Source organism: Acidobacteriota bacterium (assembly GCA_035529075.1).
GTDB lineage: Bacteria > Zixibacteria > MSB-5A5 > GN15 > FEB-12 > DATKXK01.
Map to the genome: position 1 here is coordinate 165,606 of DATKXK010000015.1, position 26,824 is coordinate 192,429.

Annotated in this window: 23 protein-coding genes and 1 pseudogene; 22 read left to right on the forward strand and 2 right to left on the reverse strand. The window is 59.3% G+C overall.

From position 1 onward, the window contains the following. Nucleotides 1-83 precede the first annotated feature (83 nt). From VMY05_10415 to VMY05_10505, 19 genes and pseudogenes are all read left to right on the forward strand, one after another. Nucleotides 84-641 carry an HDIG domain-containing protein gene (locus tag VMY05_10415; GenBank protein ID HUV31488.1) on the forward strand — a complete coding sequence of 186 codons (558 nt, stop codon included), beginning with the start codon at nucleotides 84-86 and terminating at the stop codon, nucleotides 639-641. Beyond that, entirely contained in the window at nucleotides 638-1,984 is a 1,347-nt protein-coding gene (locus tag VMY05_10420) for an MFS transporter (GenBank protein ID HUV31489.1), read from the forward strand. The genes VMY05_10415 and VMY05_10420 overlap by 4 nt, the downstream gene beginning before the upstream one ends. Next, on the forward strand, nucleotides 1,977-3,026 hold the full coding sequence (locus VMY05_10425) for a histidinol-phosphatase (GenBank protein HUV31490.1): 1,050 nt from the start codon (nucleotides 1,977-1,979) through the stop codon (nucleotides 3,024-3,026). Before VMY05_10420 ends, VMY05_10425 begins: the two co-directional genes overlap by 8 nt. Before the next feature lie 15 nt (nucleotides 3,027-3,041). Beyond that, nucleotides 3,042-3,449, forward strand: a complete 408-nt coding sequence (locus VMY05_10430; protein ID HUV31491.1) for a hypothetical protein — start codon at nucleotides 3,042-3,044, stop codon at nucleotides 3,447-3,449. Between the two features lie 247 nt (nucleotides 3,450-3,696). Next, nucleotides 3,697-4,053, forward strand: a complete 357-nt coding sequence (locus VMY05_10435) for an NADH-quinone oxidoreductase subunit A (protein HUV31492.1) — start codon at nucleotides 3,697-3,699, stop codon at nucleotides 4,051-4,053. Then, a pseudogene (locus tag VMY05_10440) lies at nucleotides 4,044-4,493 on the forward strand (NADH-quinone oxidoreductase subunit B family protein). Before VMY05_10435 ends, VMY05_10440 begins: the two are co-directional and overlap by 10 nt. A 123-nt stretch (nucleotides 4,494-4,616) precedes the next feature. Then, entirely contained in the window at nucleotides 4,617-5,132 is a 516-nt protein-coding gene (locus VMY05_10445) for an NADH-quinone oxidoreductase subunit C (protein HUV31493.1), read from the forward strand. Next, a complete protein-coding gene (gene nuoD / locus VMY05_10450; protein ID HUV31494.1) occupies nucleotides 5,132-6,301 on the forward strand; it encodes an NADH dehydrogenase (quinone) subunit D in 1,170 nt (389 codons plus the stop codon). Before VMY05_10445 ends, nuoD begins: the two co-directional genes overlap by 1 nt. Beyond that, on the forward strand, nucleotides 6,298-6,792 hold the full coding sequence (nuoE, locus tag VMY05_10455; protein HUV31495.1) for an NADH-quinone oxidoreductase subunit NuoE: 495 nt from the start codon (nucleotides 6,298-6,300) through the stop codon (nucleotides 6,790-6,792). Before nuoD ends, nuoE begins: the two co-directional genes overlap by 4 nt. Beyond that, complete coding sequence (gene nuoF / locus VMY05_10460; GenBank protein ID HUV31496.1) at nucleotides 6,789-8,123, forward strand: NADH-quinone oxidoreductase subunit NuoF; 1,335 nt, start codon at nucleotides 6,789-6,791, stop codon at nucleotides 8,121-8,123. Before nuoE ends, nuoF begins: the two co-directional genes overlap by 4 nt. Nucleotides 8,124-8,135: 12 nt before the next feature. Then, nucleotides 8,136-10,694, forward strand: coding sequence for an NADH-quinone oxidoreductase subunit NuoG (gene nuoG, locus VMY05_10465; GenBank protein HUV31497.1), 2,559 nt, complete (start codon nucleotides 8,136-8,138; stop codon nucleotides 10,692-10,694). 5 nt (nucleotides 10,695-10,699) lie between these two features. After that, the gene (gene nuoH, locus VMY05_10470) at nucleotides 10,700-11,710 is read left to right on the forward strand and encodes an NADH-quinone oxidoreductase subunit NuoH (protein ID HUV31498.1); all 1,011 of its coding nucleotides are present in this window, start codon (nucleotides 10,700-10,702) and stop codon (nucleotides 11,708-11,710) included. Nucleotides 11,711-11,731: 21 nt separating this feature from the next. Beyond that, the gene (nuoI, locus tag VMY05_10475) at nucleotides 11,732-12,238 is read left to right on the forward strand and encodes an NADH-quinone oxidoreductase subunit NuoI (protein ID HUV31499.1); all 507 of its coding nucleotides are present in this window, start codon (nucleotides 11,732-11,734) and stop codon (nucleotides 12,236-12,238) included. Further along, nucleotides 12,235-12,822 carry an NADH-quinone oxidoreductase subunit J gene (locus VMY05_10480; protein ID HUV31500.1) on the forward strand — a complete coding sequence of 196 codons (588 nt, stop codon included), beginning with the start codon at nucleotides 12,235-12,237 and terminating at the stop codon, nucleotides 12,820-12,822. The genes nuoI and VMY05_10480 overlap by 4 nt, the downstream gene beginning before the upstream one ends. Before the next feature lies 1 nt (nucleotide 12,823). Continuing rightward, on the forward strand, nucleotides 12,824-13,126 hold the full coding sequence (gene nuoK / locus VMY05_10485; GenBank protein HUV31501.1) for an NADH-quinone oxidoreductase subunit NuoK: 303 nt from the start codon (nucleotides 12,824-12,826) through the stop codon (nucleotides 13,124-13,126). A 9-nt stretch (nucleotides 13,127-13,135) separates the two neighbouring features. Beyond that, nucleotides 13,136-15,073, forward strand: coding sequence for an NADH-quinone oxidoreductase subunit L (gene nuoL, locus VMY05_10490; protein ID HUV31502.1), 1,938 nt, complete (start codon nucleotides 13,136-13,138; stop codon nucleotides 15,071-15,073). 3 nt (nucleotides 15,074-15,076) lie between these two features. Beyond that, the gene (locus VMY05_10495) at nucleotides 15,077-16,666 is read left to right on the forward strand and encodes an NADH-quinone oxidoreductase subunit M (GenBank protein ID HUV31503.1); all 1,590 of its coding nucleotides are present in this window, start codon (nucleotides 15,077-15,079) and stop codon (nucleotides 16,664-16,666) included. After that, nucleotides 16,663-16,875, forward strand: coding sequence for a glutaredoxin family protein (locus tag VMY05_10500; protein HUV31504.1), 213 nt, complete (start codon nucleotides 16,663-16,665; stop codon nucleotides 16,873-16,875). Before VMY05_10495 ends, VMY05_10500 begins: the two co-directional genes overlap by 4 nt. 40 nt (nucleotides 16,876-16,915) lie before the next feature. Then, the gene (locus VMY05_10505; protein HUV31505.1) at nucleotides 16,916-18,370 is read left to right on the forward strand and encodes an NADH-quinone oxidoreductase subunit N; all 1,455 of its coding nucleotides are present in this window, start codon (nucleotides 16,916-16,918) and stop codon (nucleotides 18,368-18,370) included. A 92-nt stretch (nucleotides 18,371-18,462) separates the two neighbouring features. Here the strand turns inward: VMY05_10505 and purF are convergent, their stop codons facing one another. Beyond that, complete coding sequence (purF, locus tag VMY05_10510) at nucleotides 18,463-19,845, reverse strand: amidophosphoribosyltransferase (protein ID HUV31506.1); 1,383 nt, start codon at nucleotides 19,843-19,845, stop codon at nucleotides 18,463-18,465. A gap of 296 nt (nucleotides 19,846-20,141) precedes the next feature. Between purF and VMY05_10515 the strand changes: the two genes are divergently transcribed. Then, entirely contained in the window at nucleotides 20,142-20,912 is a 771-nt protein-coding gene (locus VMY05_10515) for a histidine kinase dimerization/phospho-acceptor domain-containing protein (protein ID HUV31507.1), read from the forward strand. Between the two features lie 100 nt (nucleotides 20,913-21,012). Here the strand turns inward: VMY05_10515 and VMY05_10520 are convergent, their stop codons facing one another. Continuing rightward, nucleotides 21,013-22,161, reverse strand: a complete 1,149-nt coding sequence (locus VMY05_10520; GenBank protein ID HUV31508.1) for an FAD-binding oxidoreductase — start codon at nucleotides 22,159-22,161, stop codon at nucleotides 21,013-21,015. Nucleotides 22,162-22,320: 159 nt separating this feature from the next. On the opposite strand from VMY05_10520, the gene VMY05_10525 reads away from it, so the two are divergent. Both VMY05_10525 and VMY05_10530 read left to right on the forward strand, forming a co-directional pair. Further along, a complete protein-coding gene (locus VMY05_10525) occupies nucleotides 22,321-24,081 on the forward strand; it encodes a chloride channel protein (GenBank protein ID HUV31509.1) in 1,761 nt (586 codons plus the stop codon). A 103-nt stretch (nucleotides 24,082-24,184) separates the two neighbouring features. Next, nucleotides 24,185-26,494, forward strand: coding sequence for an HlyD family efflux transporter periplasmic adaptor subunit (locus VMY05_10530; GenBank protein HUV31510.1), 2,310 nt, complete (start codon nucleotides 24,185-24,187; stop codon nucleotides 26,492-26,494). Nucleotides 26,495-26,824: the final 330 nt, after the last annotated feature.

Below are 26,824 nucleotides of genomic sequence, written 5' to 3' on the forward strand. Positions count from 1 at the left end.
GCTCGCCGCCGGCCGGCCGTAACAAACGTGGACGGCGTCACTCGACTTGACACGGTGAGGCCGACCCGGTTTATTGGTGCAGCATGGAACTCAAGCTCACTCGTGAAGAGGCCTACCGGCTGGTCGAGCAGAAGATCGGCCGCAATAATCTCCTTAAGCACATCCTGGCGGTTGAGGCCGGGATGCGCCGCCTGGCCGAGCACCTTGGACAGGATCCCGAGTACTGGGGTCTGACCGGCCTGGTGCATGACCTTGACTACAACGAAACCAAGGACGATGAAGCACGGCATACCTATCTGACTCGCGAGTGGCTGACACCGTATGACCTTCCGGAAGAAATGCTCTACGCCATCAACGCCCATCCCGGGCACGCACCGTGCAGGAATCACTTGGACTGGGCGCTGTACTCGGTGGACCCCAGCACGGGTTTCCTGGTGGCCTGCGCGCTGATGCATCCGGGCAAGAAGCTTGATGCTTTCGACGCCGGTTTTATGATGCGTCGCTTCGCTGAAAAACGGTTCGCCGCCGGGGCCGAGCGGGAGAACATGGCGGCCTGCTCGAACCTCGGCTTGGAGCTTCAGGAGTTTCTTCTGTTGGTGCGCGACGGCATGTTATCCATTCGGGGCGAGCTGGGCCTGTGAGCCTCTCGGCGGCCTCGCGCCCGGCGGACCCGTCGGTGTGGCGCCGGGACGTTATCGGCTGGTCCCTGTACGACTTCGCCAACACCATCTACTCCATGAACATTGTCTCCCTCTACCTGAAACGGTATATCGTCGAGGACCTGGCTCTGGATGATCGCTATTTCGACATCCCCTTTGCGCTTTCCATGCTCCTGGCGGCTTTCCTGCTTCCGGCGCTGGGGGCCATGTCCGACCGCGCCACCAAGAAGAAACTGTTCCTGTTCCTCTTTACGCTTACCTGCTGCCTTGCGGTCGGTCTCCTGCCGCTGGTTCCGCCCGGGATGATAGCCCTGGGCCTTCTGCTGTTCGTCATCGCCAACTTCAGCTACGAGGCCGGGCAGCCGTTTTACAACGCGCTGCTCTACTCGGTTGCAGACGGGGTTCAGGCGCGTTTCGTCTCCGGAATCGGGGTCGCCTTCGGATACGTTGGCTCCATTCTCGGAATGATCATGGTGCTGCCCTTTGTGACCGGCAGCCTGTTCGGCTGGGAAATATGGTTTCTCGAAGGCAGCGGCAAACCCGGCGCTTTTCTGCCGTCGGCGGTGCTGTTTCTCCTTTTCGCCCTGCCGCTTTTTCTCTGGGTTCGGGAGGCACCGGCGATCAGTTCTGAGCCTGCCCGCCTGGGCGCCGCCTACCGTGCCGTCTGGGAGGGCGTTCGCCAGACCGGAAAGTATCCGGGTGTGCTTCGATTTCTCATCGCCGACTACTTCTTTGAGGATGCGGTGATGACCGTGATCCTCAACATCGGTATTTACTGCTCCATCGTGATCGGTCTTGCCGAGAGCCAGATCACGAGTTTCCTGGTGATTTCAACGGTGAGCGCCGTCGTCGGCTCGTTCATGATCGGCTGGCTGGCCAGGATCTGGTCGTTGAAAGTGCTGCTCACCGTGATCATCTGGGGGTGGATCGGCACCCTGGTGCTGTTTGTGGTCACCGACAGCCGCGCCGTCATCTGGGTTCTGGGGTCGATCATGGGAGTGCTTCTCGGCGGCCTGTGGACCACCACCCGGCCGCTGCTGGCTGAGCTGGTTCCGCGCCGCGACCTTGGCCGGTTTTTCGGCCTTTTCGCGCTTTCGGGCAGGGCCGCCGCCGTGGTGGGCCCGCTCGTCTGGACGACCGTCGTCTACTTCTGTCAGCCCGGTCGGGTCGGCGGGCGTATAATTGCAGACGCGTTCGGAGTCGGGCCCGGTGACGCTCGGGCCTTTGCTTACAAGCTGGGTGTGCTGAGTCTGGTGGTCGTCATGATTGTCGGGTTGGTCATATTCAGGAAAGTGCCGTCTTCACCGGGAGTTGCCGATGGGTAGAAAAGTCGGCGATTACTTCCACTATTCGGGGGCCATTCACATTCATACGACCGAGTCGGACGGCACCAAGTCACTTGAAGAAGTAATTGCGATCGGCCGCGAGGCGGACCTTGACTTCATGATGTTCGCCGATCACATGGGACTGACCAACCGGCGCGCCGGCGGGGAAGGAGTCTACGGCAAAACCCTTGTCGTTATAGGCTACGAGCACAACGATCCTGAGGACAGGCACCACTACATGATATTCGGCTCTCCCGACGTCTACCCGGGAACGATGAGCGTTGCCGAGTACGTTGCCGCCGGGTCGGCCGATGGAGCGCTGGGGATTATCGCGCACCCCGACGAGACTCGTCCCCGCGAGGGCAAGCACCCCCCGTATCCGTGGATTGACTGGTCCGTGCGCGGATACGACGGTATAGAGTTGTGGAACCAGATGTCGGAGTGGATGGAGAAGCTGCGCCCCTGGAACAAGCTCGCCATGGCTTTCTCGCCGAGAAAATCGATGGTCGGCCCGACCGCGAAGGTACTGAAGATCTGGGATGACGTCAGCCGGGCAGGAAAGCTGGTCGGAGTGGTCGGCGTGGACGCTCATGCGTTTCCGGTGAAAGTCGGCCCGCTGACCGTGACTATTTTCCCCTACAAGGTTCATTTTCGCTGCCTCAGGACGCACATCATCCTGCCCGAGCCGATGTCGCGCGACTTTGTCACGGCCCGGCGCCAGCTATATGACGCCCTGCGTAATTGCCGCGTGTTCTGCTCCAACATGCGCTGGGGTGTGGCCGACGATTTCCGGTTTTCCGCACGGAACGACAAGGAATACGCCATCTGTGGCGGTCGCCTCACGTCGGCCGACAACACCCGTCTTACTGTCCGGCTTCCCTCCGTCGCTACCGTTAAACTGGTGGCCAACGGCGAAACAGTGCTTCAGACCGTCTCAGACACGGTAGAGTATGCCGTTAAGATGCCCGGCATCTACCGGGTGGAAGCCTGGAAAGGTAAACGGAGCTGGATCCTCTCTAATCACATCCGGGTAGGGCTGTGAGGGAGTTGTTCTAGAATGAGCGGTCTCGTAGTTATCGACTTCTCCGACACGGCCGCGTCCTCGACCGAAAAAGATGCCGGTCACAAGCAGGTTGTCTGCAAGTTCATGCTCCTGTCGGTATCCGGTCTGGTGCATCTCGTGTTCGGTTCCGTTAAGAGATTCGCCTACCATGCCGATCTCGTCGACCGCTTTTGTACCGAGCGGGGGATTGCGGCGGTCTGGATGAAAAGGCCGGACGTGATGGAGGTTTTCGATCCGGAGGTCCGGCTGCTCGGCGGCGGCTGGATGAAAATCAATCGGGCACGTTCAGAGATAGACATCTACGGCCGCTCAACGGCGTACGGTCGCTTCGACGATGCGATGATCGAACGGGTCACCGGGTCGGATTCTTTTTTTGCCTCCTGCCGCGTGCGCATCCGCTGAGAAAGTCACTTCGAATCGTTCCGGCTCGGTGGCGGGCCCGGTTCAGGTGTGGTTGTGCCGACGTTTACGCAGGCGCGCGGCATCCTGAGGGCGAGGCGATCACGTCCTTACTAAGCACTTGTCTCCGTTGTGCTTGCGTTGTGTGCTAACGGGCATTATTTCCAGAAATCTGTTGACTTTGCATCCTACAACAGCTAAAGTAGGCACTGATGTGCCGGACGTGGGCCGGCCATACTTGCAAAACGAAATGTTTGAAACGTTTTACCCTATACTTTTCCTGGTGTTTCTGGCCTCGTTCCTGGCCCTGGCCATGGCCGCTATATCGGTCCTTCTAGGGCGACGGAGTCGGCTGGGAAAGAAAGGCCAGGCGTACGAGTGCGGAGTAGACCCCGTGGGCACCACCAAGGGCCCGGTGCCCATCAAGTTCTTCCTGATCGCCATCTCCTTCATTCTCTTTGACATCGAGGTGATATTCCTGCTGCCCTGGGCGGTCGTGGCGCGTGATCTCGGTATGTTCGGGTTCGTGGCTATTCTCATCTTTGTCGTCGTCATCCTTGTGGGTTACATCTATGAAGTCGGGCGGGGAGCACTGAAATGGGAATAGAAGAGAGAATCCCCGATTCCATCATTCTTACCACGCTCGACAAAATGGTTAACTGGGCTCACAAGCGCTCGATGTGGCCGCTGGGCTTCGGCCTGGCCTGTTGCGCCATCGAAATGATGTCTACGTTCATGGCCCACTATGATCTGGCGCGCTGGGGCATGGAGGTGATGCGGCCGTCCCCGCGACAGGCCGACCTGATGATAGTGGCCGGGCGGGTCTCGGTGAAAATGGCGCCGGTAGTCAAGACCCTCTATGAGCAGATGGCGAACCCCAAATGGGTCCTCGCCATGGGCGCCTGCGCCTCCTGTGGCGGGGTGTTCAATAATTACGCCATCCTTCAAGGCGTGGATCGCATTATCCCGGTCGATATCTACGTCCCGGGCTGCCCTCCGCGTCCCGAGCAACTGATGGACGGCATCCTGAAACTGCAAGAAAAACTGAAAACGGAGTCTGTCAAGGACCGTCGGGAAGAGTGGGGGCGCAAGACGGGCTGATGACCGCAGCCTTCGGTCGCCCTGACAGATTGTATCGGCTTTTGTGAATTTTTGAACAAGACTTCCGGGATGAAAGACCGAATCAGGGAATTCCTGCAGAGCCGTTTTGCCGAGGCGATCCTCCGCGAGGAAACCTTCAGGGGTGACCACTCATTCCATATCAGGCCCCAGGCACTCATGGACATATGCGAGGCGCTGTACCAGGACGACGAGCTTGACGTCAGGTATCTTGCCGATATCACCTCGGTCGACTGGATCGGCCACGAGGAGGACAAGAACGGCCGCTTCGAGGTCGTGTATAACCTGTATTCCCTGAAACACAAGTACCGCTTCTTTCTCAAGGCCTTTCTGCCCGGAGACGAGCCCCGGATTCAAAGCCTTACCAGTCTCTTCAACGGGGCCAACTGGCTGGAGAGAGAGGTCTGGGATATGATGGGCATTGTCTTCGTCGGGCACCCCGACCTCACCAAGATTCTGACGGCCGATGAACTGGAGGGGCACCCCCTCAGGCGTGATTTCCCCCTGACCTGGGAACAGCCGCAGTTCACCTGGAACAAAGACGAGCCGCCCGAGGTGATCAGGTAATGGACAAGAGAACCCTGACCATCAACATGGGGCCGCAGCATCCCTCGACGCACGGAGTTTTGCGAGTTGAGCTCGAGGTGGAGGGTGAGACGGTGATCAGGGCCAGACCCGTCATCGGTTACCTGCACACGGGCATTGAAAAGACGATGGAATCCAAGCTGTACCACAAGGCGATTCCCGCTACCGACCGCATGGATTATCTGGCGCCGATGTCGAACAACCTGGGCTACTGCCTGGCCGTTGAAAAGCTGATGGACATCGAGGTGCCCGAAAAGGTCAAATGGGCGCGCGTCATCCTGGCCGAACTGACCCGAATCAACTCGCACCTGGTGTGGGTAGGGACGCACGCGATGGATCTCGGCGCAGTCTCCATGGTTCTCTATGCCTTCCGGGAGCGGGAGATGGTGGTGGATGTCTACGAGGCGTGCGGCGGGCAGCGGATGATGACCAGCTACATCCGTATCGGCGGCCTGGCCCACGATCTGCCCGCGGATTTCGACCGGAAGGTCAGGAAGATCATAAAGGTGCTGCCGGACAAGCTGGAGGATTACGAGAAGCTCCTCACCTTCAACGAGATTTTCATAAACCGGACGAGGGGTGTGGCGGTGATTTCGGCCGAGGATGCCATTAACTACTCGCTTTCCGGCCCCATGTTGCGCGGCAGCGGCGTCAAACACGACCTCCGCAAGGACAACCCGTACAGCGGGTATGAGAACTTCGACTTCGAGATCCCGACCGGCCGGCACGGTGACGCCTACGACCGGTACAAGCTGCGCCTCGAGGAGATGCGGCAATCCATGAGGATCATGCAGCAGGCGCTTGACGGTATGCCCGAGGGCCCGTACCGGGCGCACGTCCCCGGCGTCGTGCTGCCGCCCAAGGAAGACGTGCTGCACAAAATGGAAGCAATGATCTATCACTTTAAGATCATCACCGACGGTTTCAAGGCGCCCCCCGGCGCCGTGTACCAGGCCATCGAGTCGCCCAAGGGTGAGATAGGTTTTTATATCTCGTCCGACGGCTCGAACAAGCCCAACCGGGTAAGAGTGCGGCCGCCCTCATTCGTTAATCTGGCCTCGCTGCCGGCGCTCGTCGAAGGACGGCTGCTCTCGGACGTGGTTTGCGCCATTGGATCGATTGACATCATCCTGGGAGAGGTTGACCGGTGATTCTGACTGAAGAGTCAATCGCGCGCATCAGGGGAAAGGCGTCGGCGTACCCGCACCGCAAGTCCGCCATACTGCCGGCGTTGACAATAGCCTGCCGCCAGGTCGGCTTTGTCAGTGACGAAATCTACCGGGAGATCTCGCGGGCCATCAACGTCCCGGAAGTGGAAATCGCCGAGGCGGCGACCTTTTACACCATGTTTCCCAAGAGGCCGACCGGCCGATACCTGATCCAGGTGTGTCATAACATATCGTGCGCCCTTCTCGGAGCCGACAGCCTGGTTGCGTACCTCGAAGAGAAACTCGGCATCAAGAAGGGTGAGACGACGAGCGACAAGCTCTTCACGCTCATTTCCGTGGAGTGTCTCGGTTCGTGCGCGACGGCCCCGATGATGCAGATAAACCAGGATTACCATGAAAACCTGACCCGCGAGAAGGTCGATCAGATCATCGATGAGTTGCGCGCGAAAGGGGAGACGGAGGCCAGGACGTGACGTTCTACTCGCCCGTCAGAACCAACGCCGCTTCCGTGGCCGGCAGTGACAAGTTGCATCTGTTCAGGCACGTCGAGGATCCGGGCCAGTTCAAGCTCGAGACATACGAGGCCCACGGGGGCTGGCAGGCATGGAAAAAGGCTCTCACCTCGATGACCGCCGAGCAGGTTATCGAAGAGGTCAAACAGTCCGGGCTGCGCGGTCGCGGCGGGGCCGGGTTTCCGGCCGGGATGAAATGGGGATTTGTGCCGAAGAACTCCCCCAAGCCCCGATACGTGATCTGCAACGCCGACGAGTCGGAACCCGGAACGTGCAAAGACCGGGTCATCCTGGAGCGCGACCCGCATGCCGTGATCGAGGGTATGGCCATTGCCGCTTACGCCATCGGCAGCCACCTGATGTTCTGCTACATCCGGGGCGAGTTCAACCACTGTATCGAGCGGGTAGAGGCGGCCCTGCAGGAGGCGTACGCCCGGGGCCACCTCGGCAAGAACATTTACGGCACGGGGTACGATCTCGACATGATCGTCCACACCGGTGGAGGGGCGTACATTTGCGGCGAGGAGACGGCGCTGCTGAATTCTCTCGAAGGGGAGAAGGGTCTGTCCCGCATCCGTCCGCCGTTCCCGGCCGTCGAAGGCCTGTACGGATGCCCGACCATCGTTAACAACGTCGAGACGCTGGCCAGCGTGCCCCACGTGATCAATCACGGGGCCGGCTGGTACCGCTCCCTCGGCACGGAGAAATCCACCGGCACAAAGATCTTCAGCCTGACCGGTCACGTCAAACAGCCCGGGAATTACGAGGTCGAGCTGGGTTTCAATCTGAAAAAGCTCATCTATGATCCGGAATACGGCGGCGGGATTCTCGGCGACAGGAAGCTCAAGGGCGTTATCCCGGGCGGGGCGTCGACGCCGCTGCTGACCGAGGACATGATCGACGTCGGCCTTGACTACGAGGCGCTGACGGCAGCCGGCTCCATGCTCGGCTCAGGCGCCGTCATCGTGTTCCATGAACAAACCTGTATCGTCTGGGTCATGCTCAAGTTGATCCATTTCTTCAGGCACGAGTCGTGCGGCAAGTGCACCCCCTGCCGCGAGGGGACCGGGTGGCTGGAACAGATTATCCGCCGCATCGAGGACGGCTCGGGGAGTCCCGGTGACATCGAAACAATCGATGATGTGTGCAGCAATATCCTTGGCCGCACGATCTGTCCGCTCGGTGACGCGGCCGTGATGCCCATACAGTCGGCCATCAGGCTGTACTGCGATGAATGGGACTACCATATCAAGAACAAACAATGCATGGTAAGATCGGATTTCGGTTTTTAGGGAGTGCCTGACTTGTCCAAAGCGGCAAAGAAAGATGCACCGGCGGTGGACACCGTCACGCTGACAATCGACGGCCGTGCTGTCACCGTCCGCAAAGGGACGACTATCCTTCAAGCGGCCCGGGATATGGGTATAGACATCCCTACGTTTTGCTGGCACCCCAAACTCAAGTCGGTCGGCGCCTGCCGGATGTGCTACGTCGAGGTCGAGCGGATGCCCAAGCTGCAGGTTTCGTGCGCCACCGAGGTCATGGAGTCCATGGTGGTGCACACCGACTCGGATCTCGTCAAGAGGGGGCGGCGGGCGGTGCTCGAGTTCATCCTGCTGAACCACCCCCTGGACTGCCCCACCTGCGACAAGGGCGGTGAGTGCGACCTTCAGGATCTGACCTTTGCCCACGGCTTCGACGACAGCAGGTTTGCCTTCCAGAAGTACCGTTTCATCCCTGAGGAGGGGGAAAGCACCTTTGATGACGTCCAGATCGGTCCCCAGGTGATTCTCAACCGCAATCGGTGCATTCTCTGCTACAAGTGCGTTCGCGCCAACAAGGAAGCGTTCGGCGAGTACGACCTCGGGGCCTACGAGCGCGGCAATATCACCGAGATCAACGCCGCGCCCGGGCAGCAGGTGGACAACCCGTTCTCCGGCAACCTGGTGGAAATCTGCCCCGTCGGCGCCCTGACCAACAAGGACTGGCGGTACAAGATCCGCGTGTGGCTGACACAAACGGTGTCCTCGATCTGTCCCTATATGAGCTCCGGCTCGAATACCACGATTTTCAAGGAAAGTCACCAGAACCGCATCTTCCGGGTAACCGGACGCGGCAACGATGATATTGATGACGGCTGGCTTGGCGACGTGACCCGGTACGGTTACCAGATCGTGCATTCCGAGGATCGGCTGAGAACGCCCCTGATCAGGAAAGAGGGCACCCAGGTGCAGGCTTCCTGGGACGAGGCCATGGCTCTGATCGGGAAACGCCTGAGCGAGATACGCGATCAGAAAGGATGCGTCTGCATCGGCGGCCTGGCCGACCCTCTTATGGACAACGCCACCCTGTACAGCTTCTCCAAGCTGATCCGGCGCACGCTCGGCTCCCACAACATCGATTATCGCATAGATTACCGCATGCTGCCGAAAGGATCGGACGACGATTACTCGATACTGGCGTCGCGGCCGTTCAGAATCGCTGACATTGACGATTCGGACGTCATCGTGACGCTGGGCACGGATCTGCTGAAGGAACATCCGAACGAATACCTGCGAATCCGGAAAGCATACAATTTCCACCAGGCCCGCGTCTTCGTGCTGAATCCGTATTCGGTCAAGGCGTCGGATGTCGCTGAACGTGAGCTGGTGTACAGGTTGGGGACCGACGAAGCCCTGGTCAGCGCTCTGTGCCTGGCCGCGGTCGAGGAAAATCTGGTCCCGGCGGCGGACCTCGATCAGTTGAGACAGGCCGCCGGTTTCCAGGCGGCTGCCGACGCCGCCCGGGTGTGCGGGGTGGACCCGGCGGACGTCAAAGCGGTGGCCCGGGCCATGGCCGCAGCCTCGAAGGTTACGTTTATCGCCGGCGAGATCGTCAGCAGATCGAAAGACCGTCAAGCCATCGCCGCCGCCCTGTGCAACCTCAACCGAGTGTTCGGCCTGGAGGGTAAGGGACAAATTGCGGTGCTGGCCCGATATGCCAACTCCATGGGTGCGGCGCAACTGGGTGTGTCACCGGACCCGCCCGCGCCGGTGAAGGATCAACTGAAAGCCATCTGGTCGGGATGGCCGGATGCCGAGCCGTGCAACACCGACAGCATGATGGTCAACATGCGCAAGGAGGAGATCGACGGGCTGGTCATCATGGGAGCCAACCCCATCATGCTTTACCCTGACCGCGAGTTCACCCGTGAGAGCCTCGAGAAGCTCGACTTTCTGGTCGTATGTGACCTCTTTGAGACCGAGACGACGACCCTGGCCGATGTCGCGCTGCCTCTGAGCAGCTGGGCCGAGTATACCGGGCGCTATGTGAACCTTGAGGGCAGGGTGCAGGTGGCGCACCAGGCGATCACGCCCCTGTATGAATCGAAGCCGGGGTACGAGATTGTCGAAATGATCGCCGAAAAGCTCGGGGCCAGGCTGTTTGAGTCAGCCGGGGCCAGGGACGAAGAAATCGAACGACTCCTGGCGACGGATTCCACGCTGCCCTGGCCGGCCTCGTACGTGAAGGCCGCGGGAAGCAGGGATGAAGATGACAGCGAGTATCCCATACCGCTGGTCATCGGCGATGATCCGCATCACTGCGGGCATCGAACGGAGAAGGCCGGTGCCCTTGTAGACTTCGTCGGCGAGGCGTATATTGAGCTTTCCGCGGATCTCGCGGCGGAGTACGGGATCAACGACGGCGATTCCGTTCGCGTGGAATCGAAGGTCGGCAAGATCATCGTGCCGGCTCGGATTTCCGACTGTATCGAGAACGACGTCGTGTTTATTCCGCGCAACTTCTCTTCTACGCCGGTGACGTCGCTGCTGATGCGGAAGCGGCGTCTCGATATGGTCAAAATCAGCAAGGTGGTCAGTTAGCGGCTATGTTGGAGATTATAGTCACATCTTCCATCCAGGTGACGGTCGTGATCGTGGCCGTCCTGGCCGGCTGCGCCTGGGCTACCTGGCTGGAGCGCAAGGTGCTCGCCCACATGCAGCAGCGCTACGGCCCGCTGTGGACCGGCCCGTACGGGCTCCTTCAGCCGATCGCCGACGGACTGAAGCTCATGTTCAAGGAGGACCTGGTCCCCGACACCGTGGAGCGATCCATCTATGCGCTGGCGCCGATCGTGGCCTTTATTCCGGCCCTGCTGACTTTTGCGGTAATCCCGTTCTCTCCTGATTTCACGGTTTTCGGCTACGAGTTCAAGGGCGTGATTTCCGACCTGAACATCGGCATTCTCTGGGTCTTTGCGATAACGTCGCTGGGCGTGTACGGCCTGATTCTGGCCGGGTGGTCTTCCGCCTCCAAGTATTCTCTGCTCGGCGGGCTGCGCGCGTCGGCGCAGATGATATCGTACGAAATCAGCTACGGCCTGTCCATAGTCGGCGTCATTCTGATTGCCAACACCCTGTCCATGACCGAGTTGGTGGCACAGCAGGACAGCCAGTCGGTCTGGTTCTTCGAAAACTGGTTTGTCTGGAAACAGCCGTTCGGGTTTCTCCTGTATATTACGTGCGCCATCGCCGAAACGAATCGAACTCCCTTCGACCTTCCCGAGGCTGAGTCGGAGCTGGTGGGCGGGTACAACACAGAATACTCGTCCCTGCGCTTCGCGCTCTTCTTCATCGGCGAGTATGCGAATATGCTCGGCGTGGCGTGTGTGGCGACGACGTTGTTTTTCGGCGGATGGCACGGACCGGCCTTCCTGTCGTTCATCCCGCCGGTGATTTGGTTCTTGGTCAAGGTGTTCGTGTTCATGTTCTGCTATATCTGGCTGCGCGCCACGTTCCCGCGCTTCCGGTACGACCAGTTGATGCGTTTCGGCTGGCTGGTGTTGTTCCCGCTGGCTATCTTGAACACGATGATCACCGGCCTGATCGTGTTGCTGTGATGGGGAAAGAAAACTGCTGATATGAAAAAGGTGCTCACAGCTGTCGTCAACGTCTTCTGGAAGATGCCCCAGGCGTTCTGGGTTACCGGGAAGCACTATTTCAAGAAGCCGGTGACGCTTGACTATCCCCGCAAGAAAGTGCCGATGTCCCCGCGCTATCGCGGCAGGCATTACCTCGAGCGCTACGATGACGGCACCGAGCGGTGCGTGTGCTGCGGTTTGTGCGCCGCGGCGTGCCCGGCCGATGCCATCTATATGGAGCCGGAAGAGAACGAGAAGGGCGAGCGCCGGGCCCGCATCTACGAAATAAATCTCCTCAGGTGCATCTTTTGCGGATTCTGCGAGGAAGCCTGCCCCGAGGAGGCGATTTTTCTCGGTCAGGAGTATGAGTTCTCTGATAACAACAGGGATTCGTTCATATATACCAAGGAACAGATGCTGGTCCCGCATCCCAGGAAGGACAACCCGTTCAAGCGGATCATCCGTCGGGTGCGCCGGGCATACGGGGTGCCGGAATCGAGCCTATGAACGCTGATACCGTAATATTCTTCATTTCGGCCGTGGTGGCCGTCTTTGGCGCTACCATGATGATCAGTCAGCGCAATGCGGTGGCCTCGGTGCTTTATCTTATTGTCTCGCTGGTGGCGCAGGTCGTCTGCTATGTGCAGCTCGGCGCCCTGTTTATCGGCGCGGTGCTGATTCTCGTGTACGCCGGTGCGATTCTTGTGCTCTTTTTGTTCGTGATCATGCTCCTTAACCTGCGCGGGGGTGAGGACCTCGGCGAGCCGTCGCGCGGACTCAGCAGGTACAGCACGTATCTCGTTTCCATCCTGCTGATTATCGAGCTTGTCTTTGTCATCAAGGGTGTCTTCTACCGGGGCAGTATGACGGGCGTTCTGTCGATGGCGGCGGACAACTTCGGCGAGGTTGCGGCCGTTTCAAAGCTCCTGTTTACGCGATACCTGTATCCCTTCGAACTGACCGGCGTGCTCCTGCTGGCGGCCATCGTCGGCGCCGTGGTGCTGGCCAGGCGGGAGACCGGGGCGGACCGGCCGGCCACGGGAGAGCGGCAAGGTCGTGGTGAGAATGAATCCAGTGGTGGGGTAGAATAGAATGGTACCTATATCAGCGTACTTGATTCTGGCCGTGGTCCTGTTCGGGATCGGCACCGTCGGCGTGCTGATTTCCCGGAATATGATTATCCTGTTCATGTCGGTCGAGTTGATGCTGAACGCCGCCAACCTGGCTCTTATCGCCTTCTCGCGGGCGCTCAACGTCATGGACGGCCACGCGTTCGTCTTTCTCGTGCTGACCATCGCGGCGGCCGAGGCGGCGGTCGGCCTGGCCCTGATCGTCACCCTGTACAGGAACCGGGGCACCGTCAACATCGATCGCTTCAGCATGATGAAATGGTAGGCAAAACCCGTGACTGATTACCTGTACCTCATTCTTCTGTTCCCGCTGGCGGGTTTTCTGATCAACGGGTTGCTGATCGGCCGGCTGCCCCGGCCGGTCATCTCGCTGGTCGGTTGCGGGTCCGTCGGCCTGTCGCTGGTCGCGTCCGTGCTTGCCTTCTTCGAGTTGAAAGCTCTGCCGGCCGATGCCCGGGTGATCGAGCAGGTGCTGTTCGCCTGGATTCCGTCCGGGTCATTCCACGTCGACGTGGCTTTCCTCCTTGATCCGCTTTCCACGGTGATGATACTGGTTGTCGCCGGCGTCGGCTTTCTGATCCACGTCTACTCCGTCGGATACATGCACAAGGATCCCGGTTACGGACGATACTTCGCCTACCTCAACCTCTTCGTCTTCTCCATGCTTACCCTGGTGCTGGCCAACAACTTCTTGTTCATGTTTGTCGGCTGGGAAGGCGTGGGGCTGTGTTCGTACCTGCTGATCGGCTTCTGGTATGAACGCAAGTCGGCCTCTGACGCGGGGAAGAAGGCGTTCATCTTCAACCGTGTCGGCGACTTCGGTTTTCTCATCGGCATGTTCATTATTTTCTGGCAGGTGGGGTCCCTCGATTTTGTCGCCGTTATGGACAGGGCCCCGGTGATGTTTGCGGCCGGCGGCGGCCTGGTGACGGCCGTCTGCCTGCTCCTGTTTCTCGGCGCCACCGGAAAATCCGCGCAGATTCCGCTTTACGTGTGGCTGCCCGACGCCATGGAGGGTCCGACGCCGGTCTCGGCGCTCATCCACGCTGCCACCATGGTTACGGCCGGGGTCTACATGATCGCGCGGACCAACGTGTTGTATGCGATGGCGCCCGATGCGCTGCTGGTTGTGGCCATCGTCGGTGCCGCCACCGCGCTGGTTGCCGCCACCATAGGTTTGGCGCAGAACGACATCAAGCGCGTGCTGGCCTACTCGACCGTAAGCCAGCTCGGATACATGTTCCTGGCTTGCGGCGTGGCCGCCTTTTCGGTCGGCATTTTCCACCTTATGACGCACGCCTTTTTCAAGGCCCTGCTGTTCCTGGGTGCCGGTGCCGTCATTCACGCCGTCTCCGATGAGCAGGACATGCGGCGCATGGGCGGATTGAAGAAGTACCTGCCGATCACATACGCAACTATGCTGATCGCGACGCTGGCCATCTCCGGTATTCCCGGGCTGTCCGGCTTTTTCTCCAAGGATGAAATTCTCTGGAAAGCGTATTCGTCCCAGTTCGGTCACCCGCTTTTCTGGGTGGTCGGTTTCGTCACCGCCGGGTTGACGGCTTTCTACATGTTCAGGCTCATCTACCTGACGTTCTTCGGCAAGGAGCGCATGGGCGAAGAGACGCGCCGTCACGTACACGAGGCGCCGAAGTCGATGACCGTTCCCCTGACGGTCCTGGGAGCGCTGTCGATTGTCGGCGGGTTCATCGGCATGCCCCACATCTTCGGGGTAGCCAACGTCTTCGAGGAGTGGCTGCATCCGGTGATGGGCGGCGCCGCGGGCGAGCCGGCTGCGCACGCCCTTGCCTCGGGCGGGGCCGATACCGGGATGGAGTGGACCCTGATGGTTGCCTCGGTGATCCTGGTGGTCATCGCCGTCTACGCCGCCTACTACCTGTACCATAAGAACACGGCTGCAGCGACCGCCCTGCGGCAAAAATTATCCGGAATCCACCGCGTCATATTCAACAAGTATTACGTGGATGAATTCTACGGGGCGGCTATTGTGCGGCCGGTCGTGTACGGATCGCTTTTCCTCTGGAAGTTTGTTGACGTCGTGCTTATCGACGGTTTTCTGAACGGTATGGCCCGGGTCAGCCGTGATGTCTCGGACATTCTGCGCTATACGCAGTCGGGGCGCGTGCGTGGCTACGCTACGTTGTTCGTGGCCGGAGTGGTGGTCGTAATCGCCTTTTTCATATTTGGGTAGGCAATGGAACAGATCATTCTACCGCTGGTAACGTTCTTCCCGCTCATCGGAGTGATCATCCTTCTGTTTGTCCCGCAGAAGCAGGTGGAGACGATCAAGGGCGTCAGCCTGATCATCGCCTTTATTACCGTGCTCTTGTCGGTTGCCCTGTACTACTGGTTTGATCCGCTGGCGACCGGGATGCAGTTCGAGATTAACCGGATGTGGGTTACGTCGCTCGGCATCAACTTCCACATGGGCATTGACGGCATTTCCCTGCTCCTCATCCTCCTGACGGCCGTCCTGACGTTCATATGCGTGCTGTCATCGTGGTGCTCCATCACCAAGGGGGTGAAGGGATTTCACATTTCGATGCTCCTGCTGAGTACGGGCATGATCGGCGTCTTCTGCGCCCTCGACCTGTTCCTGTTCTACGTGTTCTGGGAAGTCATGCTGGTCCCGATGTACTTCATCATCGGTGTATGGGGCGGACCCAGGAGGACGTACGCGGCGATCAAGTTTGTGCTCTTTACGATGTTTGGGTCGCTGCTCATGCTGGTCGGACTGTTGTACCTGTACTTCGACTACCACGCCTACGCCGGCGAGTACACCTTCGACCTCCTGCAGATCATGCAGATGCCGATGGCCTACCACGTGCAGCTGTGGTTGTTCGCGGCTTTTGCGCTCGCCTTTGCCATCAAGGTGCCGCTCTGGCCGTTCCACACGTGGCTGCCCGACGCCCACGTTGAGGCGCCCACGGCCGGCTCGGTGATTCTGGCCGGCGTCCTCCTGAAAATGGGCACCTACGGTTTCATCCGCATCTGCCTGCCGCTGTTTCCGGACGCGACCATCACGTACCTGCCGTATATTTGCGTGCTGGCCATCATTGCCATCATCTACGGCGCTTTGGTCTCCATGGTCCAGAAGGACATCAAGTCCCTGGTGGCCTTCTCTTCGGTCTCCCACATGGGGTTCATCATGCTCGGCATCTTCGCGCTCAACGTCAGTGCCCTCGAAGGCTCGGTGATCCAGATGATCAACCACGGTATTTCCACCGGCGCCCTGTTCCTGATCGTGGGCATGATCTACGAGCGCCGGCATACGCGCATGATTGCGGATTTCGGCGGGCTGGCGAAGGTGATGCCGACGTTCTCGGCTATCTTTATGATCGTGATGCTGTCGTCCATCGGTCTGCCGTTCACTAACGGGTTTGTCGGCGAGTTCCTGATCCTCCTGGGTACGTTCAAGGCCAATGCCGTTTACGGAATTCTGGCCGCGACCGGCGTTATTCTCGCGGCCTGCTATATGTTGTGGATGTATCAACGGGTGGTTTTTGGCAAGGTCAGCAATCCCGCCAATGAGAAGCTGACTGACCTGACCGCCCGCGAAAAGCTCGTTCTCATCCCGCTGGTCGTGCTTATCTTCTGGATCGGCATATATCCGAAACCGTTCTTGGAAAGAATCGAGCCGGCCGTCAGGCAGGTGTTGACTCAGGTCAGCAGGGCCAGGGCGGTCGAGCTGGAAGGGGGCTTTCAGATTACGAAAGTCCGTGCCGGCGAGCAGACCGGTGTTGTTGACGTGGAGTTTTCCAAGCCCGGAGGTGATGAGCCGTGAGCGAAGTGACCATATACATGATACAGGGATGCCCATACTGTCAGGCGGCGAAGAAGCACTACACCGAACAGGGCATTGCTTTTACCGAGATTGACGTTCACCAGACGCCCGGCGCCATTGACAAGCTGGTAGAGCTTTCCGGAGGCCGGAGGATGGTGCCGGTGATTGTCGAGGACGGTGAAGTCAAGACGGGTTTCGGCGGGGGCTGAGGGATTTAGGTAAGCGCGACGGTCGTCGCGGAGAGGACCCATGGTTGATTACGTTTCCGCACTCTCGATTGATCTGAGCCTGATCTACCCGGAGATTGCGCTGCTGGCGGCGGCCTCGGTGATTCTGGTCACCGCCTTCGTCAGGAGAATTGCGCCGCTGGCGCCGGTCATGGCCGTGGTAGGGCTCGCCGCCTCGCTTTACCTCGCAATCGAGCAGTGGGGTGACCAGAAGGCCGGTTTTGCCGGCATGGTGACCTGCGACGATTTCGGCGTCATGTTCAAGCTCATATTCGTGCTGGCCGCCCTGCTGTCCCTGTTCATTGCCTACCGCTATCTCAAGGTCAAGGGGATCGAGTCGCCGGAATTCTACGCCTTGCTCCTGATCTCGACCATGGGCATGATGGTCATGGCCAACAGCACCGACCTGGTCGTCATGTTTCTCGGTCTCGAGATCATGTCCGTGCCGCTGTATGTCATGGCGGCTCTCAACCGGCGCTCCCTGGCCTCAAACGAGGCGGGCATCAAGTACTTTATCATGGGTGCCTTCGCCAGTGCCTTTCTGCTGATGGGCATCGCGTTTGTCTTCGGCGCCGCCGAAACCACCAACCTGAGACGCATCGTCGCCGACTTCAACTACATCTCCAGCCATTACAGGGTCTACCTGTATGCCGGTGTCGCCCTTGTGCTGATCGGATTCGCGTTCAAGATAGCCGCAGTACCCTTTCACACCTGGGTGCCGGACGTTTACGAGGGTGCGCCCACGCCGGTGACCGCCTTCTTCTCGGTCGCCCCCAAGGCGGCCGGGTTCGCAGTAATGCTGCGCATTTTTAACTTCGGCTTTGCCGATATCGGCATGCTGACCGGGGTGTTCTGGGTTCTGGCGGTGCTTACCATGTCGGTGGGCAACATTCTGGCCCTCCGCCAGGACAACGTGAAAAGGATGCTGGCCTATTCGTCGATATCGCACGCCGGATACGTGCTGGTGGCGCTGACGGTGGGCGGCGCTGATGCCGTATCGGCGGCCATCTTCTACCTGGTCAGCTACACGCTGTTCAACCTCGGGGCGTTCGCGGCCGTAACCGTTCTGGAAACCCGCTCCGGGTGCACCTGCGAGTATTCTGAGCTGACCGGCCTGTCAAAAAGCAACCCGTACCTTTCGGCCACCCTCGCCCTGTTCATGTTCGCCCTGGCGGGTTTTCCGCCGACGGTTGGATTCTTCGGCAAATTCTACATCTTCTCCGCGGCGGTCAGGGCCGGGTTTATTCCTCTGGCCGTGATCGGCGTCATGAACTCGTTTATATCGGTTTACTACTACCTGCGGGTCATCAAGACCAGTTATTTCGATCAAGTCGAGGCGGGCCGGTCGGAGCCGGCCGTAGTGACGCCGTCCGTGTTTGTCGTCCTGGCCGTAGCTGCGCTGGCTACTCTCGGCCTCGGCTTCTTCCCGCAGGATCTTCTGGAGCTTTCACGCGCGGCCATCTTCGCCTTCCTGTAAGATCCACCGTCGATATTCGGATGAAGTGATGAAAATCTATACGGCGGGGGCCGGGTCTGTCTGCCCGGGCAGCCGGGAGGCCCGGACTCCGATCAGCGGAGCCGGAACTTGCCGTTGATGTCCGGGACCCGGACCGGGTACTTGCCGGAGAAGCAGCCGTGACAGAACGTAGTCCTGGGCAGAGCCGGCATCGACAGCATGCCTTCCAGCGACAGGTAACGCAGCGAATCCACGTGCAGGTACTTCTCGATCTTCTCAACCGGAATCCGCCAGGCAATAAGTTCCTTGACCGTCGGCATGTCGATGCCGAAGAAACAGGGGGAAACGATGGGAGGGCAAGACACGCGGAAATGGATCTCCTGGGCCCCGGCGTCCCGAATCATTTTTACGAGCTTTCTGGACGTCGTCCCGCGCACAATCGAGTCATCCACCACCACCACCCGCTTGCCGTCGAGAACCCCCTTGACGGGGTTGAACTTAAGCTTGACGTCGAGGTCACGGATGCGCTGGTGGGGGTCAATGAACGTCCGCCCGACGTAGTGATTTCGGATAAGGCCGATCTCGAACTTGATCCCGGACTCCTCGGCGAAGCCGAGTGTCGCGGTGTTGGCCGAGTCCGGTATGCCGATCACGATGTCGGCATCGACTGGATGTTCCCGGGCCAGCAGGCGGCCGAGGCGCCGGCGAACTTTGTCGACGTTCTCTCCGAAGACTTTCGAGTCGGGCCGGGCGAAGTAGATAAACTCGAAGATACAGAACGCGTGCCGGGAGTTTTTCGTAAGGAACCGTGACCTGAGCCCCTTCTTGCTGATCTCCAGTACCTCCCCGGGTTCGATGTCGCGAACGTACTTGGCCCCGATGATGTCAAAAGCACAGGTTTCCGAAGCCACGATGTGTGAGCCGCGGAACGTGCCCAGGGCCAGGGGCCGGAATCCGCGCGGATCCCGGGCCGCTATGATGCTGTCCTCGGTGAGGATGAGCAGGGAATAGGCACCGCGAATCCGTGCCAGAGCGTCGCAAATTCGTTCGAAGCGCGTCTTCTTCTTCGAGACGGCCGCGAGGTGCAGGATGATTTCGGTGTCCGACGTGGTCTGGAAAATGGAGCCTTTTTGATCAAGCTTCTTCTTCAGATCAAGCGAGTTTGTCAGGTTACCGTTGTGGACGATAGCCAGGTTGCGGTTGCGGTTGGTGATCATGAACGGCTGGATGTTGATCAGCGACGACATCCCGGTCGTGCTGTACCGTGTATGCCCGATCGCGATGCTGCCGGTCAGCCTGGTGATGTTCTGGCGATCGCCAAAGACCTCCGACACTTCCCCCATTGACTTGTGCAGGTTGAATCGGCCGTTCTCGGAAGTGACGATGCCTGCAGATTCCTGTCCCCGGTGCTGCAGGGCATACAAGCCAAGATAGGTCAGTTCCGCAGCCCGCGGGTTGCCGTAAATGCCGAAGACACCGCACTTATCGTGAATCATGTTGTCCAGCATACTCGTCCAGTCTTTCCCAACGACTCTGGAAAGCGGCTAACTTAGCCCCTGGCCGGGCAAAAGTCAACGGCTTTCGCCCGCCGCGGCGGCCGGATTTGTGAAGCCGGGTGCACTCGTTTGGCCCGCCGGCCGGGCTGTTCAAGGGACGCACAGCGATTGCGCTGGATAACTCGCCGGAATTGCTGTATCTTGGCGGCGTTGCCATTTTACTTGCGGAAGTCCGGTTTTTTCGCAGGAATGCACTCCTTTTGCTGAAAAGGCAATAGGATTGCGGGACTGCGCGTATGGATAACAAAGACTCAAACAGGTATGAGATTCTCCGCCAGTTGGCTCTCGCCGGCTGCCAGGGCGAAGATCTGCAGCAGACGGGCGAGACGGCGCTCCGTCTCGCGGCCGGTCTGATCGGCCTGCAAGCGGCCGCCCTGTACCTTTGGGATGAGGCCATGACGGTCACCATGAACGCCCACTGCGCCGAAACCGAGGCAGCCCGTGAAAGGCTGGAGTCGCTTGAAGGTGATCTCTTCAGATCCCTCCGGCAGGAGCGTAAGCTGCTGTCGGCTTACATGAGTTTCGGCGGAGATTCGCCGCTGCACGCATTTACTCTTCCGCTGTACCACCAGGAGCGGGTCTTCGGGGCGGTTATCGGTATTCACGAAGGGGCCGCAAAGCTGGTCAGCGAAGACGCCTTTCTGGAAGCGTTAAGCGCCGCCATCGCTCTTAATGTCGCAGCTCGGGGAGTTGAGAAGGACACGGCCGTCGGCAGGGACGTGCTGGACAAAGAACGGCTCGGGGCCATCATTGAGACCGCCGTCACGGTCAATCACGAAATCAACAACCCGCTTACTGCCATACTTGGGAACGTCCAGCTTCTTCTGTTGAAACGTCAGGATCTGGATCAGGAGCTGGCGGCGAAACTCAAGACCATCGAGATTTCGGCTCTGAAGATTCGGGACGTTACTCAAAGGCTGCTTCGGCTCACTTCCGCTCGTTCAGTGCCTTACGCGGAAGGCACCAGCATGCTGGATCTCTCTGACCACGGTAAAGAAGATGAATAACTCACGGAGTCATCGGCTCCGGGCCTGATGACGCGCCTCAGGCTGTTCCCTCGTCCCCTGCTCCAGACCCGGCGAGCCTGCCGTCCATCGATCCCCGTGCTCAGATGACGTTGGTTTCTTCCACCAGTTCTCCCAGGCGAAACCGGTCGGGGCTAAGCGACTTGATATCCACGGACGGCTCCTTGCCGGCCGTTATCTCCGAGGTCACGAGACCGGCGGCGGGGGCGTGCATCAGCCCGTGTCCGGAGAACCCGGTGACGTGGAACATGCCCTTGACCGATGGCTCCCAGCCGATTATGGCGCGGTGGTCCGGGGTCGTCTCGTACAATCCAGCCCACTCGTTGGCCATCTCGGCCGTCTCAAGCTGAGGCATGCGCTCAAGGGCCAGCTCAAGAATCCTGTCCGTATAGTCCGGGTCGATGGATATGTCAAAACCCGGCGGCACGGACTTATCCGCCCAGCCGAGCAACAGGCCCTTTGACTCCTTATGGCAATAAAGCCCGGTCTTCACATCCACGACCATGGGGATATCCGGGCGCAGGAAGTCGAGTTCGCCGGTCGTGACAATCTGGCGGCGGTAGGGCTTGACCTCCACGTCGGCACCCACCATCCGCCCGATCCGGGCCGAGTATGCCCCGGTGCAGTTGATCACGAGCGGCGTGGCGATATCCCCCTTGACCGTCTTAACACCGGAAATCGCGCCGGCGGTCACCTCGATCCCCGTGACCTCGGTCTCCAGTTCGATGGCCACGCCAAGCCGGCGGATCGCGCGCTCGTAGCCGGAGAGAAACTCGTGAGGGTCGGCCAGCCCGTCGTCCCCACAGAAGGTCGCCAGCTTGATGTCGTCGGTCCGCACGTGGGGAGCATACTGGTGGATATCCTCGGGCTTGACCAGGTGTACGTCCAATCCCAGGGAACGCTGCAACTCGTACCCCTGCTTGTGCATCTCGATGTCCTTGTCGTCGGACAGCACGAACATGTAGCCCACCTGCTTGTACAGGGCGTCTGAGCCGGTATCCTCCTTGAAGCGCTTGAAGAGCTTCTCGGAAAGCATGGACATTTCGATATTGATCTTGCTATTGAACTGGGCTCGAACTCCGCCGGCCGCCTTGGAAGTAGAGCACGCACCGAGAAACATCTCCCGTTCTACGAGCGTAATCTGTCCCACGTTTTCGCGCGCCAGGTAGAAGGCCACGGTCGTGCCTATAATGCCTCCTCCGACAATGACCACGTCTGCTGTTGCACGCATTGTATGCCCTCGCGCCCGTAATGGCCTAAAGTGAACTTTTTCACTAATTTATGAAAATCCCGCTCCAAGTCAAGCCGGTAACCTCCTGCCTTTGCAACTATCGCAGCGCCAAACAAATGACTTGTCCGGGTAGCAAAAAATGATACATTCAGTCTTTCAATGCAAAGAATAGCCACTGAAAGACTCTCGCGGCTGATACAAATCTCGGAAACCAACCTTCTGATCCTGCTGTCAGTAGTCGTCGGCCTTACGACCGGTTTCGGGGCGATCGGGTTTATTCTGCTCATAGAGTATTTTAACTCCCTGTTCTTCGGGCTGACTGACCAGATCCTGGTCACGGCGGTCGGGTTTGCCAACTGGGGCGGGTATAAGTTCTGGCTGCCGTTGATTCCGATGCTCGGCGGCCTGCTGGCCGGACCCATCGTCTTCAAGTACGCCACCGAGGCCCGGGGTCACGGCGTGCCGGAAGTAATGAACGCGGTCGCCCGGCTCGGCGGCATTATCAGACCCCGCGTTGCCTTCGCCAAGACCATTGCTTCCGCCATCTGCATCGGATCAGGCGGGTCGGCGGGCCGTGAGGGGCCGATTGTGCAGATCGGCTCAGCGTTCGGCTCGACCATCGGCCAACTGTTCCGGATGCCCGGCGAGCGGGTCAAGGTGCTGGTCGGCTGTGGGGCGGCCGCCGGAATTGCAGCCGTGTTTAATGCCCCTATCGCAGGCGTTATCTTTTCGCTGGAAATAATCCTGGGTGACTTTGCCATCAAGACATTTGCCCCCGTCATCCTCTCCTCGGTCGTGGCTTCCGTTGTCAGTCGATGGTTTCTCGGAAACCACCCCGCTTTTGAGGTGCCGAGTTATTCGCTTGTTTCGCCCTGGGAAATACCCCTGTACGTGGTGATGGGAGTGGCGGTGGGTGCGCTGGCGGTACTGTTCACCCGCTCGCTGGGCCGTTTCGAGGATTTCTTTGAAAACCTGCATATGGCCAACTGGACCAAGCCGGCTCTGGGCGGCCTGATTCTCGGCGGCCTGGCAGTGTTCTTTCCGCAGGTGCTGGCCGACGGTTATCACACGATTTCGCTCACCCTTCACGGCAGCATGGCTGTCTGGCTGATGGTGATTCTGATATTTGCGAAAATCGTGGCCACCTCGCTCACGCTTGGCTCCGGAAACTCCGGCGGCATCTTTGCCCCGTCCCTGTTCATGGGTGCGGTGGCCGGGGGATCTTTCGGCGTCCTGATGAACTACCTGTTCCCGGGGGTCACCGCCACGCCGGGCGCCTACGCCGTGGTGGGGATGGCGGGCATGGTGGCCGGTACGACTCACGCCCCCATCACGGCCATGCTGATTATCTACGAAATGACCTGGGATTACCGTATCATTCTCCCGCTGATGGTTACGGTGGTGTTCTCAGCCCTGGTGGCCGGTCGGCTATACCCGCACTCCATTTACACGGCCAAGCTGTTCAAGCGGGGGATCGACATTCGCGGTGGTCGCGATGTCAACGTCCTGCGCTCGCTGCAGGTCAGTGAGGTCATGGATACGGATTTCGAAACGATCCGAGCCTCCACGACCCTGCTGGAAATCCTGCATAAGATAGAACTCTCGAAGGAGACCTACTTTGTCGTTGAAGGCAACGAAGGCAAGCTCAAGGGCGTCATCTCCTTTCAGGATATCCGCAACCTCCTGACCCACGACGAACTGGACTACCTCGTGATCGCTCAGGACTTGGTGGTATCGGATACGGTGGTGCTTGACATCACCGACGATCTGGAACACGCGCAAAAACTGTTCGGCCAGCGCGGCGTGGGGCTTATCCCCGTGGTACGCAAGGACAATCCGGGTAAGGTGATCGGTGTTGTCCGGCGCGATGACCTGGTCGGCTACTACAACAAGCGATTGCTCGAAACGATCCGCAGGTAAATCGGACCGCCGGTGCGGTCGGGCGACAGGGGTCGATCAGCCCGGCTCGCGGGCGGCCTGTTTGAATTCTTGCCGTGTCATTGGTAAGCGCCTATTTTGAGCCATGCCGGGATACGCCAAGCTTCGGGACGATCTGGTTTCCTCCCGGATGACCGTCGCGGGTCAGACCGTTTATACGCTGAAGGACCCGGTGGGAGGCCGATACTTCCGGCTCCGCGAGCCGGAGTTCTGGCTTGTCCATCAGCTTGACGGCCGCACCGAGCCTGAGAGGATCGCCTCGAGATTCAGGGAACGGTTCCAACTGAACATAAGCGCGGCCGACGTGCAGGCGTTTGTCGACCAACTGGAAGAGCTGCTGTTTCTGGAGAGCAGCCGGTCAGAACAACTGGTGTCGCGGGCTGGCTACCGAACCTCCTCGGGTCGGTCGCTGGCCGGCCGCATATTTTACCTGAAGCTCAAAGCGTTCAGCCCGGGGCGGCTGCTTGACCGGCTGACGGCTCTCTATCGTCCCCTTCACCGGCCCGGCTGGTTTGTCGTGCAGGGTGTAGTAATCGTGATTGGTCTTGCTGTGCTGTGGGCCAACGCCGGGCGGTTCGCGGTCGATCCGGCCGGGATCTACAACGTAACCTCGATTGCCGCTATCGTTCTGTCGATATTCATCCTGGTTACATTCCATGAGTTCGCGCATGCGGTTGTCTGCCGGTACTACGGGGGACAGGTGCGTGAAATCGGTTTCCTGCTAATGTATTTCCAGCCTTGCTTCTACTGCGACATTTCGGACGCCTGGCTCTTCGAGAAGAAGTCGCATCGCCTCGCGGTGACGATTGCCGGTCCGTATTTTCAGCTTGTGCTGATGGCGGCTGCGGTGATCATCTGGCGGGTCGCTACGCCGGGCACGGCCGTCAGCGAGGTTTCCCGCCTGGTGGTTATAGTGAGCCTGGTCAGTTACCTGTTCAATTTCAACCCGCTGATCAAGCTCGACGGGTACTATTTGCTGTCGGACTGGCTTGATATTCCCAACCTTCGCCAGAAGTCATTCTCGTACCTCGGCTACCTGCTCAAACGGGGAATCCTGGGCTGGCCGGTGGAGTCACCGGGGGTCACCCGGCGGGAGCGCAGGATCTTTACACTGTACGCTATCCTGTCGCTGGCCTATACCGGCTTCCTGATTACCTATATTCTCTTCCTGGCAGGGCGTTTTTTGCTGGAAAAGGTGGGCGGAACAGGGCTCGTATTGTTGTTGACGATCCTGTTGTTTGTGTTTAGACATAGTGTGATCGGCCTGGGCCGCGGTGTTGTCCGGCACCTTGCGTATATGAAAAGAATACTGAGAAAACCGTTGCGGCTGGCCTCGTACGTGGCCGTGTTTGCCGTCGTGCTGGTCGGGTCGTTGGCCGTGCCCTTCCCGCAGCGCGTCTCGGGTGATGTTATCGTTCGCCCCATCGCTGAGTTCACCCTGTCGCTGTCTCAGGCCGGCTTGCTGGAGACCAATCTTCGTTTCGGCGGCGAGAAACCAGAATCGCGTTCCAGCTTTCTGCAGATGACGTCCAACGAGATGGCTGTGCTTGACCTGGCGCCCCTTGTGCAGGACGGCCAGAGGGTACGTCCGGGCGATACCATTGCCCTGCTGACCTCCAACCAGATTACGCGGGAGATAACGAGCGCCCAGGCAGAACTTGACGGGCTCGAAGGCGAATTGGCGTTGCTGCAGGCGCCGCCAAAGGCGGAGGAGGTCGCCGAGGCAGCGGCTGGCGTGACCGCAGCACAAGCCTACCACGACCAGCAACTTCGCGAGTATGAGCGAGTGAAGCAACTGGTGGAGAAAAAGCTCGAGACCGCAGAGAAACTGGAAGCAGCCGGAGCGGCCCTGGATATCGCCCGGGCGGAGGTGGCCAACAAGACGTCACGCCTGCGGCTTCTGCAGTCGCCGCCCCGTCCCGAGGAGGAAGCGGTACTCCGGCACGGAATCGATAAGCAAAAGGCCAACCTGGACTTCCTTACCCAGCAGGCCGAGGCGCAGATGGTTGTGACCCCTATCGGCGGCACGGTCTCCACCCGCGCGGACGGCAACGAAATTCTCAAGGTGGCCAATCACAACACCGTGGAGCTGACCGTGCCCGTATCCGATTTCGACATCACACTCGTGCGCACCGGTCAATCGACGGCGGTAAAGGTACGATCATACCCGCAGCGCATGTTTGTCGGACGTGTCATACGCATATCGGAGGAGGCCGAGGCCGGCAGCGACAAGTCGTATTTCCCGGTCTCCGTTGTTCTTGACAACGATGACGGGCTGTTGCGTTCCGGTATGTCGGGTTATGCAAAGATCGAGGTTGGCAGAGCGTCTCTGGCCGGCCTGGCGGCACGCAAACTCACGTCGCTGCTTCGAGTCGAATTCTGGTCCTGGTGGTGAACCGTCGCACACTATAATGCGTCCACCGATGCAATGTCGGTATTATCGGTGGATTTTAGTCGCGTGCGCAACGGCAAGGAATACCCGTCCTGCGAATTTTTTTCTGCCCCGCGCGTAGCTCCTTATTTGTGAGTCACACGGGGTAGGAAAATTTTTCTCGCGTTACTGCGATCCGCGAGAATGTGGCGACAAATCTCAAGAAATATGGATCGATCTTCTTGACGGCCTCGTAGGATATACTATCATACTAGTGGAAATTGCATCTGCGTGTGTGCGAAAGCACACAGTATTGCATCCATTCTTCCATTGATAGGGAGAATGTTTAAGCAC